The organism is Isoptericola sp. NPDC056618, assembly GCF_042792715.1.
Lineage (GTDB): Bacteria > Actinomycetota > Actinomycetes > Actinomycetales > Cellulomonadaceae > Isoptericola > Isoptericola nanjingensis.
In genome coordinates this window covers 88,703-103,032 of sequence record NZ_JBHTVZ010000002.1, presented here as the reverse complement: position 1 = coordinate 103,032, position 14,330 = coordinate 88,703, and the positions used below count along the sequence as shown (strand labels likewise).

General features: G+C 74.8%; 12 protein-coding genes. 5 read left to right on the top strand and 7 right to left on the bottom strand.

The features are described 5' to 3' along the window. Positions 1-3 precede the first annotated feature (3 nt). Genes ACFQ8T_RS03510 through ACFQ8T_RS03485 form a run of 6 tightly spaced genes read right to left on the bottom strand, consistent with a single transcriptional unit; the run spans position 4 to position 6,369 of the window. Positions 4-1,464 carry a cytochrome b/b6 domain-containing protein gene (locus tag ACFQ8T_RS03510; RefSeq protein WP_430545180.1) on the bottom strand — a complete coding sequence of 487 codons (1,461 nt, stop codon included), beginning with the start codon at positions 1,462-1,464 and terminating at the stop codon, positions 4-6. After that, a complete protein-coding gene (locus tag ACFQ8T_RS03505; protein WP_430545179.1) occupies positions 1,461-2,441 on the bottom strand; it encodes an electron transfer flavoprotein subunit alpha/FixB family protein in 981 nt (326 codons plus the stop codon). The genes ACFQ8T_RS03510 and ACFQ8T_RS03505 overlap by 4 nt, the downstream gene beginning before the upstream one ends. 13 nt (positions 2,442-2,454) lie before the next feature. Further along, a complete protein-coding gene (locus ACFQ8T_RS03500) occupies positions 2,455-3,231 on the bottom strand; it encodes an electron transfer flavoprotein subunit beta/FixA family protein (RefSeq protein ID WP_430545178.1) in 777 nt (258 codons plus the stop codon). Further along, positions 3,228-4,334, bottom strand: coding sequence for a phosphotransferase family protein (locus tag ACFQ8T_RS03495; RefSeq protein ID WP_430545177.1), 1,107 nt, complete (start codon positions 4,332-4,334; stop codon positions 3,228-3,230). The genes ACFQ8T_RS03500 and ACFQ8T_RS03495 overlap by 4 nt, the downstream gene beginning before the upstream one ends. Next, positions 4,331-5,587, bottom strand: coding sequence for an acyl-CoA dehydrogenase family protein (locus ACFQ8T_RS03490; protein WP_430545176.1), 1,257 nt, complete (start codon positions 5,585-5,587; stop codon positions 4,331-4,333). Before ACFQ8T_RS03490 ends, ACFQ8T_RS03495 begins: the two co-directional genes overlap by 4 nt. Continuing rightward, positions 5,584-6,369: an SDR family oxidoreductase gene (locus tag ACFQ8T_RS03485; RefSeq protein ID WP_430545175.1), complete on the bottom strand. Its 786-nt coding sequence runs from the start codon at positions 6,367-6,369 to the stop codon at positions 5,584-5,586. The genes ACFQ8T_RS03490 and ACFQ8T_RS03485 overlap by 4 nt, the downstream gene beginning before the upstream one ends. Positions 6,370-6,518: 149 nt before the next feature. Between ACFQ8T_RS03485 and ACFQ8T_RS03480 the strand changes: the two genes are divergently transcribed. Genes ACFQ8T_RS03480 through ACFQ8T_RS03465 form a run of 4 tightly spaced genes read left to right on the top strand, consistent with a single transcriptional unit; the run spans position 6,519 to position 12,094 of the window. Then, the gene (locus ACFQ8T_RS03480) at positions 6,519-7,679 is read left to right on the top strand and encodes an acyl-CoA dehydrogenase family protein (RefSeq protein ID WP_430545174.1); all 1,161 of its coding nucleotides are present in this window, start codon (positions 6,519-6,521) and stop codon (positions 7,677-7,679) included. 8 nt (positions 7,680-7,687) lie between these two features. Then, on the top strand, positions 7,688-8,914 hold the full coding sequence (locus tag ACFQ8T_RS03475) for an acetyl-CoA C-acetyltransferase (protein ID WP_430545173.1): 1,227 nt from the start codon (positions 7,688-7,690) through the stop codon (positions 8,912-8,914). Then, entirely contained in the window at positions 8,911-11,097 is a 2,187-nt protein-coding gene (locus tag ACFQ8T_RS03470; protein ID WP_430545172.1) for a 3-hydroxyacyl-CoA dehydrogenase NAD-binding domain-containing protein, read from the top strand. The genes ACFQ8T_RS03475 and ACFQ8T_RS03470 overlap by 4 nt, the downstream gene beginning before the upstream one ends. A gap of 10 nt (positions 11,098-11,107) precedes the next feature. Beyond that, positions 11,108-12,094, top strand: coding sequence for an NAD(P)H-dependent flavin oxidoreductase (locus ACFQ8T_RS03465; RefSeq protein WP_430545171.1), 987 nt, complete (start codon positions 11,108-11,110; stop codon positions 12,092-12,094). Here the strand turns inward: ACFQ8T_RS03465 and ACFQ8T_RS03460 are convergent. Continuing rightward, the gene (locus ACFQ8T_RS03460) at positions 12,069-12,689 is read right to left on the bottom strand and encodes a TetR/AcrR family transcriptional regulator (RefSeq protein ID WP_430545170.1); all 621 of its coding nucleotides are present in this window, start codon (positions 12,687-12,689) and stop codon (positions 12,069-12,071) included. The two genes, ACFQ8T_RS03465 and ACFQ8T_RS03460, sit on opposite strands and share 26 nt — an antisense overlap. Before the next feature lie 121 nt (positions 12,690-12,810). Here ACFQ8T_RS03460 and ACFQ8T_RS03455 point away from each other — a divergent pair, with 121 nt between their 5' ends. Continuing rightward, positions 12,811-14,325 carry an aldehyde dehydrogenase family protein gene (locus ACFQ8T_RS03455; RefSeq protein WP_430545169.1) on the top strand — a complete coding sequence of 505 codons (1,515 nt, stop codon included), beginning with the start codon at positions 12,811-12,813 and terminating at the stop codon, positions 14,323-14,325. The last annotated feature ends 5 nt before the right edge of the window (positions 14,326-14,330 follow it).

Below are 14,330 nucleotides of genomic sequence, written 5' to 3'. Positions count from 1 at the left end.
CTGTCAGCGCCCGCTGACGGTGCCGAAGCGCCGGGCCACGGGCGCGACGACGACGGGACGCAGCGCGGCGGCGGCGCCGGCGATCACGACGACGGAGACGAGGAACAGCACCAGGCCGACCCAGCTCCCGTCGTCGCGCGCGGCGAACATGTGGTCGAGGTTGCGCCGTGCCCCGGTCGCCAGCACCAGCGTCACGTGCAGGACGACGAACGCGACGAAGTAGAGCATCACCGGGAAGTGGACCCGCCGGGCGAGCCCGATCGGGACGAGCCGGTCCGCCGCGGGCCGGGACCGCCAGTACACGCTCATGCGCACCCCGCTGAGGATCGCCAGGGGCGCGGCGACGAAGACGGTCACGAAGTAGGCGAGCTGCTGCAACCCGTTGTAGTGCACCCATCCGTCCTCGGTGGGCCACTGCAGCGACAGGTACTGGATCCCGGCGGACAAGGCCTCCGGGACGACGGTCCAGCTGGTCGGGACGATCCGCATCCACTGCCCGGTCGTGAACAGCAGCACCACGTAGAGCAGTCCGTTGAGCACCCAGAGCGCGTCGAGCGCCTGGTGCGCCCAGGCCATCAGCCAGATCCGCGCCGCCGGATCCGAGCGCGGCGCCCACGACGCCGCCGGTCGGCGCTGCAGCCGCACCTGCAGCCCGGTCCGCACCGCCAGCACCAGCAGGAACACGTTGAAGAAGTGCTGCCACGCCAGCCACGCCGGGATGCCCACCGGGGCGCCGTCGGGCATCGGGGCGGTGCCCGGATAGATCGCGAGGAACCGCTGCCCCGCGTCGGTGCCGACCCACCAGCGGGCGGCCAGGACGAGCGCGCCCAGGACGACGACCGCCACCGCGGCGGCGATCCCCGCCCGGCCCGCCCATGCCGGGGGCCGACGACGGCGCGGGGCCGCGGCGACCGGGTGCGGCGTCGGCCCGTCCTCCCCCGGTCGCGTCCTACCGCCCTCACCCGCGCCGCCCCCGGCCGCGCCGACGCGCGGGCCGGCGTCGGCGACCCGCTCGTCGTCGGCACCCGGTGCCACTCGTGCCGCGTCGACGGCCGCCGCGCCGGCCACCCCCCGCCCCGGCGGCGCGGTGCCGGCCGGAGGCCAGGGCTCCCCGCCCGCGAACCTCGGCAGGCCGCGCCGCACGGCCGGCGCCGCGGCGCCCCGCGCGGCCACCAGCTGGCCGGCGCCTTCCTCGGCACCATCCCGGCCGCCCGCCGACAACGCGGCCGAGGCATCGCCCGTCTGCCCAGCGACGCGGGAGAGGCCGCGGCGCGGGCCACCGCGCGCGGCATCCGCTCCGGCGGCCGTGGCGCTCGTCGTCCCGTCCGCTCCGGGCGCCGCGGTGCTCGTCGTCCCGTCCGCCCCGGCGGGTCGGGACGCCGCGGGTGACGCGCCGTCGCGCACGTCGTCCACGGGCGGCCATGGCGGGCCTCCCGCCCGGCGGGGCAGCCCCTGCCGGGTCATGCGTCCCGCCTCGCCTCGAGCGCGGCGACGAGCTGGGGCACCACCTCGAAGACGTCGCCCACCACGCCGAAGTCCGCGATCTCGAACAGCGGCGCGTGCTCGTCGGAGTTGACGACGACGATCGTCTGGGCGGTCTGCATGCCCGCGAGGTGCTGGATCGCGCCCGAGATGCCGAGCGCCACGTAGAGCCTCGGCGACACCGTCACCCCGGTCTGCCCGACCTGGCACGACGCCGGCACGAACCCGGCGTCGACGGCCGCCCGGGAGGCGCCGACCGCCCCGCCGAGGGCGTCCGCCAGCTGCTCGACCAGCGCGAAGCCCTCGGCGGAGCCCAGACCGCGACCGCCGGAGACCACGGTCGCCGCCCCGCGGAGCTCCGGCCGCTCGGCGCCCGACCCGACGGGCTCGACCGCGAGCACCGCCGCCGCGGGCAGTCCTGACCCGGGCACCGCGAGCTCCTCCCCCAGCGGGTCATGGACGGCCGGGGCGCGGTCGTCGACGGCGCCCACGCGCAGCGTGACGACCGGGGCGCCGAAGGTCGCGGCCGAGTCGACGAGGTACGTGCCCCCGTAGGCCGCGTGGTGCGCGAGGACGCCCTCGTCGTCCCGCGACACTCCCACCGCGTCGAGGGCGAGCGCCGAGCGCGACCGGACGGCGTACCGCGCGGCCACCTCGCGCCCCTCCACCGAGTGCGACACGAGCACCGCCGCGGGCCGGACGAGACCGGCGGCGGCGTCGAGCGCGTCCACGACCGGCACGCCGAGCCGCTCGGCGTCGCCGGGCGTGTGCAGCACCCGCCGGGCGCCGAGCGCTCCGGCGGCGACCACCTGGTCCTCGGCACCGGCCCCGACCACGAGGGCCACGGGGCTGCCGATCGACGCGGCGGCCGCCAGCAGGCCGGCGGCCGAGCGGGCGAGCCCGCCCTGCGGGTCCCGGTCGAGCAGCACCAGGACGGGTTCCTCGCGGACGTCGGTCATGTCGTCCCCTCCCTCAGGCCAGCCGGGCGTCGACGAGGAAGCGCGCCACCTGGTCGCCGGCGTCGCCCGTGTCGACGATCCTGGTGCCGGCCGTGCGCGGCGGCCGACGGGTGATCGCGGTCATGATCGAGCGCGCGGCGTCCGGAGGCTCGGGGTCCACCCCCAGGTCGGTCGCCGTCACCGTCTCGACGACCTTCTTCTTGGCGGCCATGATCCCCTTGAAGCCCGTGAGCCGGGGGCCTGGCGCGGCCTCGGTCACGGAGACGACCGCGGGCAGGGGCGCCGAGACGCGCAGCGTGGCGCCGTCCGACACGCGCACGCCCGTGACCTCGGCGTCCGTGATGCCGACCTCGCGCAGTGCCGTCGCGCACGGCACGCCGAGCACCTCCGCCACGGCGGCGGGCACCGCTCCCCCGGACCCGTCGGTGGACGCGTCGCCGGCCAGCACGAGGTCGGCGCCGGCGTGGCGGACGGCCGCCGCGAGCACCTCGGCGGTCAGCACGACGTCCGCCCCGACGAGGCGCTCGTCGACCACCTGGAGCGCCGACGCCGCCCCCATGGCGAGCGCCTTGCGGAGGCTGGTCTGCGCGAGCTCCGGCGCCATGGCGATCACGACCACCTCGGTGTCGGGGTGCTCGTCCACGTGGGCCAGGGCCGCCTCGAGCGCCCGCTCGTCGATCTCGTCGAGGACGGCGTCGTCGGGGCTCCGGTCGGCGAGCCCCGTCTCGAGGGACAGCGTCCGGTCGCCGTACGTGTCCGGGACCACCTTCATCAGGACCGCGATCTTCATCGGCTTCCTCTCTCGTGACGGTGCAGGGCGTGCGCGGCGGCCTCGGCGAGCGCGGGGACGCCGTCGGCGAGCGCCGGGGCGAAGTCGTCGTCGGGGCGCTGCCCGTCGAGCCAGCGGGAGTACATCGCCTCGCAGAAGATCGCCGACTTCCACAGCGCGAGCGCCTCGTACCAGGGCAGCGCCGTGACGTCGGCCCCGGTGCGCGCCGCGTACCGGTCGACGAGGTCCGCGCGCGACGGGAACCCCGGCCCCGTGGTGACCGGCGTGAGGTCCATCGGCGTGGGCGCGGAGCCGGGTGCGGAGTAGGTCGCGACGAGGTACCCGAGGTCGGCGAGCGGGTCGCCGAGCGTCGCCATCTCCCAGTCCAGGATCGCCGCCACGCGCTCGGGCGCCGCGAACATGAGGTTCCCCAGCCGGTAGTCGCCGTGCACGACGGCGGCACGCTCGCCCTCCGGACGGGTGGCCGCCAGCCGCTCCGCCAGGGACTCCACGAGCGGCACCGACCGCCGGGTGTTGAGCGGCCACAGCTGGGCGAACCGGCGCACCTGGCGGTCCAGGTAGCCGTCCGGGCGGCCGAGGGCGGCGACGTCGCCCTCGAGCGGGACGGCGTGCAGGTCCGCGAGCGCGTCGACCGCCGCGTGCACCAGCGCGGCGCGGTCGCCGGAGCCGTCGAACCCGTCGGGGAGGCGACCGGTCACCACCTCTCCCTCGACCAGCTCCATGAGGTAGAACGGCGCCCCGACGACGGCGTCGTCGGGGCAGACCGCGCGCACGGCCGGCACCGGCACGCCCGCCGTCCCGACCGCCGCGACGACGCGCGCCTCCCGCACCATGTCGTGAGCCGACGGCGGGAACGGGGGCCGCGGGCCGCGGCGCAGCACCACGCGCTGCCCGCCGCGTCGCAGCTCGTACGTGACGTTCGCCTGGCCGTCGCCGATCCGCCGCCAGGCCAGCTCCCCGGCGGGGATCCCGACGTCGTCGAGGAAGCGCTCCAGCGGGTCGAGCACCAGCAGCGGCGGGCGCGCGGCCTCCACGGCGCCGCCACCAGGGCGCGGGGTCCGCACGACGTCGACGCCGTCCGGCGTGCTCGTGAGCGCCGTCATCGCCGCCCCTCCGCCCGGTCCAGGACCCGTTCGCCGCCCTCGACCTCGCGGCGCCGACGCGCGACGGCGCGGCGGGCGATCGCCCAGCGGTGCGTCTCGCTCGACCCGTCGTAGACGCGGAACGGGCGCACCTCGTCGAGGAACGCGGCCAGGGGCAGCTCGAGCGTGACGCCGTCTCCCCCGCACAGCTGCACGGCTCGGTCGACGACGCGACCCACGGCCTCGGAGCAGTGCACCTTGGCGATCGACGACGCCTGGGCGCCCCCGCGGACGTCCCCGCCCTCCAGCGCCGCGGCCGCCCGGTCGATCAGGGCGGCGCTGCTGGCCAGGTCGATCTCGGAGTCAGCGATCATGCCCTGCGCGATCCCGAGGTCCGACAGCCGGGCGCCGAACAGCTCGCGGTGCCGCACGCGGTCGAGCGCGGTGTCGTGGGCGCGCCGGGCGAGGCCGAGCCACCGCATGCAGTGGGTCAGCCGGGCCGGGCCGAGGCGCACCTGCGCGTGGCGGAAGCCGTCCCCGGGCGTGCCCAGCACGTCGTCGTCGCGCACGAAGCAGCCGCTGAGCGAGACGTGCGGGTGCCCGCCGGTGATCGCCCGTTCGAGCGTGCGCACGCGGTGGCCGAGCTCGAACCCCCCGGCGTCCGTGCGGACGAGGAAGAGCGTCGCCGCGTCGTCCCCGAGGTCGGGCGTGCGGGCCATGACGATGGCGAAGCCCGCCTCCTCGGCCCCCGAGACGAACCGCTTCTCGCCGTCGAGCACCCAGCCGCCGTCGACGCGGCGCGCCGTGGTCGCCAGCGCGGCCGGGTCGGACCCGGCGCCAGGGTGCGGCTCGGTCATCGCGAAGCACGACCGCACCTCGCCGGCGGCGAGCGGGGCGAGGAACCGCTCCTGCTGCTCGGCGGTGGCGATCCTCTCGAGCAGCAGCATGTTCCCCTCGTCCGGGGCCATGCAGTTGAGGGCTGCCGGGCCCACCGGGGAGTAGCCGGCCTCCTGGAAGACGGGGGACCACGCGCCCAGCGGCAGCCCGAGCCCGCCGAGGCGGACCGGCGCGTGCGGCGCGAAGACCCCCGCCTCACGGGCCTGCTGCTGCAGCGCGCGGCGCCCGGCGGCGTCCAGGGCGATGCCCGCGGGCGGCTCCGCGGGGAGGACCACGTCCCGGACGAAGCGGCGGGTGCGCTCGACGACGTCGGCGGCGTCGGCGGCGTCGGCGGCGGCGGCGGCGTCGCCGGCGCCCACCGGCTCCCGGGCGCTCACGCCGTCCCTCCCGCCGCCAGCAGCCCGCCGTCGAGGGTCAGCACCTGGCCGGTGACCCAGGCCGCCTCGTCGGAGCAGAGGTAGGCCGCGGCGGCGGCCACGTCGTCGGGCGTCCCCAGCCGCCGCATCGGGTAGGTCGCGGCCACCGCCTCCTCGCGCCCCTCGTACAGCGCGCGGGCGAACTGCGTCCGCACGACCGCCGGGGCGAGCGCGTTGACCCGCACCCGCGGACCGAGCTCCGCCGCCAGGGTCACCGTGAGGTGGGAGACGGCGGCCTTGCTCACGCCGTACCAGCCGATCCCGGGCGACGGGACGGAGCCGACCACCGACGACAGGTTGAGCACGGCCGCGCCGTCGCGCGTCCCGAGGCCCGCGGCGCACGCCTCCTGGACCCAGCCGAGCGTGCCCAGCACGTTGACCTCGAGGATCTTGCGCGCCGCCTCGTGGTCCAGGTCGACGAGGGGACCGTAGACGGGGTTGATGCCCGCGTTGTTCACCAGCACGTCCAGGCCGCCGAGCTCGTCCACGGCCGTACGGATCGCCTCGCGCCGGTGGTCCGGGTCCTGGGCGCGGCCGGCCACGACCCGCACCGGGACGTCCCCGAGCGCCTCCGCCGCCTCGCGCAGGGCGTCCGGCTTCCGTGCCGTCAGCACGAGCGCGGCGCCCTCGGCCGCGAAGCGCCGCGCGATCGCGTACCCGATGCCGCGGCTCGCCCCGGTGACGACCGCGACGCGGCCCCGCAGCCGGGGACCGTCCGTCGTCGGGGAGGGGTGGTCTCCCATGTCACGCTCCCTTGCGCGATTGCTTAATCCAGATTCAAACCTCGCCAGCATCGCATCATGACTAGAGGCTCGGATCAACCCCTGGCTGCCACAGTTTCTAACATGGTATAAAAAGTAGGACGTCGAGATCAAGGATGATCGGAGGCAGCATGACCGGCATCATCGGGCCGCGTGACCTGTACGAGGACGAGCACGAGCAGTTCCGCGACATGGTGCGCGCCTTCGTCGAGCAGCACGCACGCCCCCACGCCGACCGCTGGGACGCGGAGGGGCGGGTCGACCGCAAGCTCTTCGTCCAGGCGGCCGAGGCGGGGATCCTCGGGTTCGGCATCCCCGAGCGGTTCGGCGGCGGCGGGTCGGACGACTTCCGCTTCAACGCGGTGATGGGCGAGGAGCTCGCGCGCCACCCCGTGTCGTCCGGGATGGCGGGCATCGCGCTGTCGAACGACATCGTCATCCCGTACTTCACCGACCTGACGACCGAGGAGCAGAAGCAGCGCTGGCTCCCGGGCATCGCCGCCGGCGAGTCGGTCGTCGCGGTGGCGATGTCCGAGCCCGGCACCGGCAGCGACCTCGCGGGAATCCGCACGTCGGCGGTCCGCGACGGCGACGACTACGTGGTCGACGGGTCCAAGATCTTCATCTCCAACGGGCAGAACGCCGACCTCGTGGTCACGGCCGTGCGCACCGGCGAGCACCCGCACCGCGGCCTGAGCCTGTTGGTGATCCCGGCCGGCTCCCCCGGCTTCTCGCGGGGACGCCGGCTCGACAAGATCGGCCTGCACGCCCAGGACACGAGCGAGCTCTCCTTCCAGGGCGTGCGCGTCCCGGCCGCGAACCTGCTCGGCGACGAGGGCACCGGGTTCGCGGGCCTCATGCGCAACCTCCCGCAGGAGCGCATCTCCATCGCCGCGGCCGCCGTCGCCTCCAGCGAGGGCGTGCTGGAGCGCACGTTGGAGTACGTGAAGCAGCGGCAGGCCTTCGGGCAGCCGATCGGGTCGTTCCAGAACACCCGGTTCGAGCTCGCCGAGATGGTCACCGCCGTGCGCGCCAGCCGCGCGCTCGTGGACGACTGCCTCACGCGGCACGACGCCGGCACCCTGGACCCCGAGGACGCCGCCGCGGCCAAGTTCTGGACCACCGAGCAGTACGTCGACGTCGTGGGCCGCTGCCTGCAGCTCCACGGCGGCTACGGCTACATGCGCGAGTACCGCATCGCGCGGGACTACGAGGACGCCCGCATCACCACCATCTACGGAGGCACGACCGAGATCATGAAGGAGATCGTCGGTCGAGGCCTCGGGCTGTGAGGACATCCGTGACAGAGGCATACATCTACGACGCGGTCCGTACGCCGCGCGGCAAGAACCGCGGCGGGGCGCTCCACGGCGTCAAGCCCGTCGACCTCGTGGTCGGGCTGATCCACGCGCTCGAGGAACGCCATCCCACGATGGACCCGGCGGCGGTCGACGACGTCGTGCTCGGCGTCGTGTCGCCCGTCGGCGAGCAGGGCGGCGACATCGCCCGCACCGCGGCGCTGGTCGCCGGCCTGCCCGAGACCGTCGCGGGCGTCCAGCTCAACCGGTTCTGCGCCTCCGGCCTGGAGGCGGTCAACGTCGCCGCGCAGAAGGTGGCCAGCGGCTTCGAGGACCTCGTCCTCGCGGGCGGCGTCGAGTCGATGTCGCGCGTGCCGATCGGGTCGGACGGCGGGGCCTACGTGCAGGACCCGACCACGAACTACGACCTCTACTTCGTCCCCCAGGGCGTCGGCGCCGACCTCATCGCCACCCTCGACGGGTTCTCGCGCGAGGACGTGGACGGGTACGCGGTCGAGTCGCAGCGGCGGGCCGACGAGGCGTGGCGCGAGGGCCGGTTCGCCCGCTCGGTCGTGCCCGTGCGCGACCTCAACGGCGTCACGCTGCTCGACCACGACGAGCACCGCCGGCCGGGCTCCACGGTCGAGAGCCTGGGCCACCTCAAGCCCGCGTTCGAGATCCCCGGGTCGCAGGCGGGCTTCGACGCCGTGGCGCTGCAGAAGTACCACTGGCTCGAGTCGATCGACCACGTGCACACCGCCGCGAACTCGTCCGGCATCGTCGACGGCGCGGCCCTCGTCGTGGTCGGCAGCCGGGAGGCGGGCGAGCGGCTCGGCCTGCGGCCGCGCGCGCGGGTCGTGGCGACCGCCGTCACGGGGTCGGAGCCCACCATCATGCTCACCGGGCCGGCGCCCGCCACGCGCAAGGCGCTCGACCGCGCGGGCCTCACGGTGGACGACATCGACCTGTTCGAGCTCAACGAGGCGTTCGCCTCGGTCGTCATGCACTGGGAGCGCGAGCTCGGCATCCCGCACGACAAGGTCAACGTCAACGGCGGGGCGATCGCCATGGGGCACCCGCTGGGCGCCACGGGCGCGATGATCCTCGGCACGCTGCTCGACGAGCTGGAGCGCCGCGACCTGCGTCGCGGCCTCGCCACGCTGTGCGTCGGGGCCGGCATGGGCATCGCCACCATCATCGAGCGGGTCGAGGAAGAGGAGACGGCATGAGCGTCATCGAGGACCGGGCGGGCGTGCGGGGCGGGTACGCCTGGGACGAGGACGGCGACGGCGTCGTCACCCTCACCATGGACGACCCCGACCGCGGCGCCAACACCATGAACGCCCACTTCCGGGCCGCGCTCGAGGCGAGCGTGGAGCGCCTGGAGGCCGAGCGCGACCGGATCTCCGGCGTCGTCCTCGCGTCCGCGAAGAAGAGCTGGTTCGCCGGCGGGGACCTCGAGCTGCTCCGCTCCGCCGACCCGGCACGGTCGGCCGAGGAGACCGCGGACATCGAGCACGTGAAGTCCCTGCTGCGCCGCATCGAGCGGCTGGGCCGGCCGGTGGTCGCCGCGATCGACGGGACGGCGCTGGGCGGTGGGCTCGAGGTCGCGCTCGCCACCCACCACCGCATCGCCGCGGGCGACGTCGGCCTGCGGCTCGGCCTGCCCGAGGTCTCCCTCGGCCTGCTGCCCGGCGGCGGCGGCGTGAGCCGCACGGTGCGGATGCTCGGGCTGCAGAAGGCCCTGGCGGACGTCATCCTGCCGGCCACGAAGTTCACCGCGGAGGGCGCGCTCGAGGTCGGACTCGTCGACGAGGTGGTCCCCGCAGCGGAGCTCCGGGACCGCGCGAAGGCGTGGATCCTCGCGAACCCCGAGCCGGTCAAGCCGTGGGACGTCAAGGGCTTCCGGCTGCCCGGAGGGGCACCCACCTCGCCGTCCCTCGCGCAGGCGCTCGCCGCCATGCCCGCGATGCTGCGCCGGCAGGTCAAGGGCGCCCCGATGCCCGCGCCGCGCGCCGCGATGGCGGCCGCCGTCGAGGGCGCGTACGTCGACTTCGACACCGCCTCGACGATCGAGACCCGCTACCTGGTGCAGCTCACGCACTCGCCGGTGGCGAAGAACATGATCAAGGCGTTCTTCTTCGACCTGGAGAGCATCAACGCCGGCGCCAGCCGGCCCTCCGGGTACCCGACGTCCCGCGCCAGGAAGGTCGGCGTCGTGGGCGCCGGGATGATGGGCGCCGCCATCGCCTACGTGGCCGCCCGCAGCGGCATCGACGTCGTGCTCAAGGACACGTCCCTCGACGCCGCGGAACGGGGCAAGGACTACGCCCGCCGCCTCGAGGAGAAGGCGCTCGGCCGCGGGCGGACGACGCCGGAGGCGAGCGCCGCGCTGCTGGAGCGGATCGTCACCACGGACGACCCCGCCGACTTCGCGGGCGTGGACTTCGTGGTCGAGGCCGTCTTCGAGTCCGTCGACCTCAAGCAGTCCGTGTTCCGCGAGATCCAGGACGTCGTCGCGCCGGACGCCGTGCTCGGCTCGAACACGTCCACCCTGCCGATCTCGCTGCTGGCCGAGGGGGTCGACCGGGCCGAGGACTTCATCGGCATCCACTTCTTCTCCCCCGTCGACAAGATGCCGCTGGTCGAGATCGTCCGCGGCGCGCGCACCAGCGACGCGGTGCTCGCGAAGGTCTTCGACTTCGTGCTGCAGATCCGCAAGACGCCGATCGTCGTCAACGACGCCCGAGGCTTCTTCACCTCACGGGTCATCGGTCGGTTCATCGACGAGGCCGTCGCCGCCGTGGGCGAGGGCGTCGAGCCCGCGTCCGTGGAGCAGGCCGCGCTGCAGGCCGGCTACCCCGCGGGCGCGCTGCAGCTCCTCGACGAGCTCACGCTCTCGCTCACCCAGAAGATCCGCACCGAGACGCGGGCCGCGCACGAGGCGGAGGGCAGTACCTGGGCGCCGCACCCCGCCGAGGCCGTCGTCGACTGGATGGTCGACGACCAGGACCGTCCCGGCCGCCGGGCCCGCCGCGGCTTCTACGACTACGACGAGGCCGGCCGGCGCACACGCCTGTGGCCCGGGCTGCGGGAGCGGTACGGGTCGGGGAGCACCCGCGTCCCCCTGGTGGACCTGCAGGAGCGGATGCTCTTCGCCGAGGCCCTCGACGCCATCGCCTGCCTCGACGACGGCGTGCTCACGTCGGTCGCCGACGCGAACATCGGGTCGATCTACGGCATCGGCTTCCCCGCCTGGACCGGCGGCGTGCTCCAGTACGTCAACCAGTACGACGGCGGCCTGAACGGCTTCGTCGCGCGGGCGCACGAGCTGGCGGACACCTACGGCGAGCGGTTCCGCCCCCCGGCCTCCCTCGTCGCGCGGGCCGCCGCCGGCGAGACCTACGAGTGAGGGGCGCCCCGTGATCAGCACACGCTTCACCGAGGCGTTCGGGATCGAGCACCCGGTCGTCCAGGGCGGCATGATGTGGGTCGGCCGGGCGGAGCTCGCCGCCGCGGTCTCCGAGGCCGGCGGGCTGGGCATCATCACCGCCCTCACGCAGCCCACCCCGGCCGATCTCGTCACGGAGATCGAGCGGGCCCGCCGCCTTACCGACAAGCCCCTCGGGGTCAACCTCACGATCCTGCCGGCGATCGACCCGCCGCCGTACGACGAGTACCGGCGGGCGATCGTCGACGCCGGCATCACGATCGTCGAGACCGCCGGCTCCAACCCCGAGCCGCACATGGAGATGTTCGGCGCCCACGGGGTCCGCGTGATCCACAAGTGCACCAGCGTGCGGCACGCGCTCAAGGCCCAGGCGGTCGGGGTGACGGCGGTGACGATCGACGGGTTCGAGTGCGCCGGCCATCCCGGCGAGGACGACGTGCCCGGCATGGTGCTGCTCCCGGCCGCCGCGGACCGGCTGACGATCCCGTTCCTCGCCTGCGGCGGGATCGCGGACGGCCGCGGCCTCGCGGCGGCGCTGGCGCTCGGGGCCGACGGCGTCACGATGGGCTCGCGGTTCCTGTGCACGGTCGAGTCGCCCGTCGCGGCGGCCGTGAAGGAGCGGATCGTGGCCGGCTCGGAGCTCGACACCAACCTCATCTTCCGGTCCCTGCGCAACACCGCGCGGGTCGCGAAGAACGCCGTCAGCGACGAGGTCGTCGCGATCCTGGCGCAGGGCGGGACTTTCGAGGACGTGCGCGACCTGGTCGCGGGCGCCCGGGGCCGGAAGGTCTTCGAGGACGGCGACCTCGACGCGGGGATCTGGACGGTCGGGCTCGTGCAGGGCCTCATCCACGACGTCCCGACCGCCGGGGAGGTGGTGCGCCGCACCGTGGCCCAGGCCGAGGAGGTGCTGCGGGCCCGGGTGGAGCTGGTCAGCCGGCCCCGGCTCCGTGCCTGACCATCCCCTGCGCGGTCGCCACCAGCTCGTCGAGGGATCGCGTGCGCGGGTTCCACCACTCGACGACCCAGTTCATCGCCCCCAGCAGCAGCAGGCGGAACGTGTTGACGTCGAGGTCGGCGCGCACCTCCCCCGCCTGCTGGGCGGCGACGAACAGGTCGCGCCACAGCCGGCTGTAGAGCGCCTCCTCCGCGGCCGGGCGCACCCGGAGCTGCTCCGGGACGTGCCCGGCGTTGCGGATCGAGGCCGTGGCGTAGTCGGACACCTGCAGCTCGTAGCGCAGGTGGGCGTCGACGGCCACGAGGAGCCGCTCCATGGCGGTGGTGTCGTCCGGCAGGGCCTCGAGCGTCTCCTCGACGTGGAGCCGGACACGGTGCGCGCCCTCCCACATGACCTCCTCGACGAGCCCGTCGCGCGAGGAGAAGTAGTAGTAGATCGCGGGGGCCTGGACACCGGCGACCGCGGCGACGTCGGCGAGACGGGTGCCCGCGTACCCCTTGCGCGACAGCACCTCCGCAGCCGCGTCGAGGATGCGCTGGCGCGTCTGCGCCGACTTCGACGCGGGTCGCGTCGCCTCCGTCCCGGTGACCTCCATGCTCCGATCCTAACCCGATTTCTAACCAAGATTAGAGAAATCGTTGCGCGCCGCCCCGGGCCGCCCTAGAGTGTGATTCGCGATTTACTTGTCTTGCTCGACGTGGAGTAGGAGACCGGCGATGACGCTTGCGGACCAGACCTCCCAGGCCGGGCAGGACGCCCGGCAGATCACCACGCACCGTCCCGTCGACGGCGAGCCCGTCGGTCGTTACCCGGTGGCCGACGCCGCGGAGGTCGCCACCGCCGTCGCCGGCGCCCGCGACGGCGCCCGCTGGTGGCGCGAGCAGGGTCCCGCCGGGCGGCGCGCGTACCTCCTGCGCTGGAAGTCGCGGATCGCGCTGCGCGCCCGGGAGCTGGCCGACCTCATCGCCGCGGAGACCGGGAAGCCGGCCGACGACGCCCTGCTCGAGGTCATGCTCACCCTGGGGCACCTGGACTGGGCCGCGAAGAACGCCGCCCGCGTCCTGCGCCGCCGCCGGGTGCGCGCGGGCCTGATCAACTACAACCAGCACGCCACGGTCGGCTACGAGCCGTACGGTGTCGTGGGCGTGATCGGCCCGTGGAACTACCCGCTCTACACCCCGATGGGCTCCATCTCGTACGCGCTGGCGGCCGGTAACGCCGTGGTCTTCAAGCCCAGCGAGCTGACCCCCGGCCCGGCCGTGTGGCTCGCCGAGCGCTGGCAGGAGGCCGTGGGCCACGACGTCCTCGTCGCCGTCACGGGCGACGGGGCCACGGGGGCCGCGCTCGTCGCCGCCGACGTCGACAAGGTCGCTTTCACGGGCTCCACCGCGACCGCGAAGAAGGTGATGGCGGCCGCCGCCGAGCGGCTGGTGCCGATCGTCGCGGAGTGCGGCGGCAAGGACGCCCTGCTCGTCGCCGCCGACGCCGACCTCGACGCCGCCGCGGACTTCGTCGTCTTCGGGGCGATGGGCAACGCCGGGCAGACGTGCGTGGGCGTCGAGCGCGTATACGTCGTCGAGGCGGTGCGCGACGACCTCGTCGCCCGCGTCGTCGAGCGGGCGCAGCGCCTTCGCACCTCCGGCCCCGACGCGCAGTACGGGCCCATGACGCTGCCCGCCCAGGCGGACGTCGTGCGCCGGCACGTCGAGGACGCCGTGCGATCGGGGACGGCAGTGCTCGGCGGACCCGAGAGCATCCACGGCCGCGTGGTCGGCCCGGTCGTCGTCACCGACGTCGACGAGCGCTCCCTCGCGGTGCGGCACGAGACGTTCGGCCCCCTCGTCGTCATCAACAGCGTCGCCTCCCTGGACGAGGCGGTCGAGCGCGCGAACGCGACCCCCTACGGGCTCGGCGCGGCGGTCTTCACGAAGGACGCCCGCGCCGCGTCCGCCGCCGCGGACGCCCTGCGCGCCGGCGTCGTGACCGTCAACTCGGTGCTCGGGTTCGCCGCGGTCGCCGCCCTCCCCTTCGGCGGGGTCAAGGAGTCCGGGTTCGGCCGCATCCACGGCGCCGACGGCCTGCGCGAGTTCAGCACGGTGAAGTCCGTGGCGCGCCAGACCCGGAAGGCGGCCCTCAACCTCCTGACCATGGACCGCACCGAGAAGGACATGCACCTGGTCGCCCGGATGATCCCGCTGCTGCACGGACGGTCCAAGGGCACTCGGGGCTAGCCGCG

Excerpts from the sequence above, each read along its gene's own strand:
- ACFQ8T_RS03510 (WP_430545180.1), bottom strand. The coding sequence starts at position 1,464 with ATGACCCGGCAGGGGCTGCCCCGCCGGGCGGGAGGCCCGCCATGGCCG.
- ACFQ8T_RS03505 (WP_430545179.1), bottom strand. The coding sequence starts at position 2,441 with ATGACCGACGTCCGCGAGGAACCCGTCCTGGTGCTGCTCGACCGGGAC.
- ACFQ8T_RS03500 (WP_430545178.1), bottom strand. The coding sequence starts at position 3,231 with ATGAAGATCGCGGTCCTGATGAAGGTGGTCCCGGACACGTACGGCGAC.
- ACFQ8T_RS03495 (WP_430545177.1), bottom strand. The coding sequence starts at position 4,334 with ATGACGGCGCTCACGAGCACGCCGGACGGCGTCGACGTCGTGCGGACC.
- ACFQ8T_RS03485 (WP_430545175.1), bottom strand. The coding sequence starts at position 6,369 with ATGGGAGACCACCCCTCCCCGACGACGGACGGTCCCCGGCTGCGGGGC.
- ACFQ8T_RS03480 (WP_430545174.1), top strand. The coding sequence starts at position 6,519 with ATGACCGGCATCATCGGGCCGCGTGACCTGTACGAGGACGAGCACGAG.
- ACFQ8T_RS03470 (WP_430545172.1), top strand. The coding sequence starts at position 8,911 with ATGAGCGTCATCGAGGACCGGGCGGGCGTGCGGGGCGGGTACGCCTGG.
- ACFQ8T_RS03460 (WP_430545170.1), bottom strand. The coding sequence starts at position 12,689 with ATGGAGGTCACCGGGACGGAGGCGACGCGACCCGCGTCGAAGTCGGCG.
- ACFQ8T_RS03455 (WP_430545169.1), top strand. The coding sequence starts at position 12,811 with ATGACGCTTGCGGACCAGACCTCCCAGGCCGGGCAGGACGCCCGGCAG.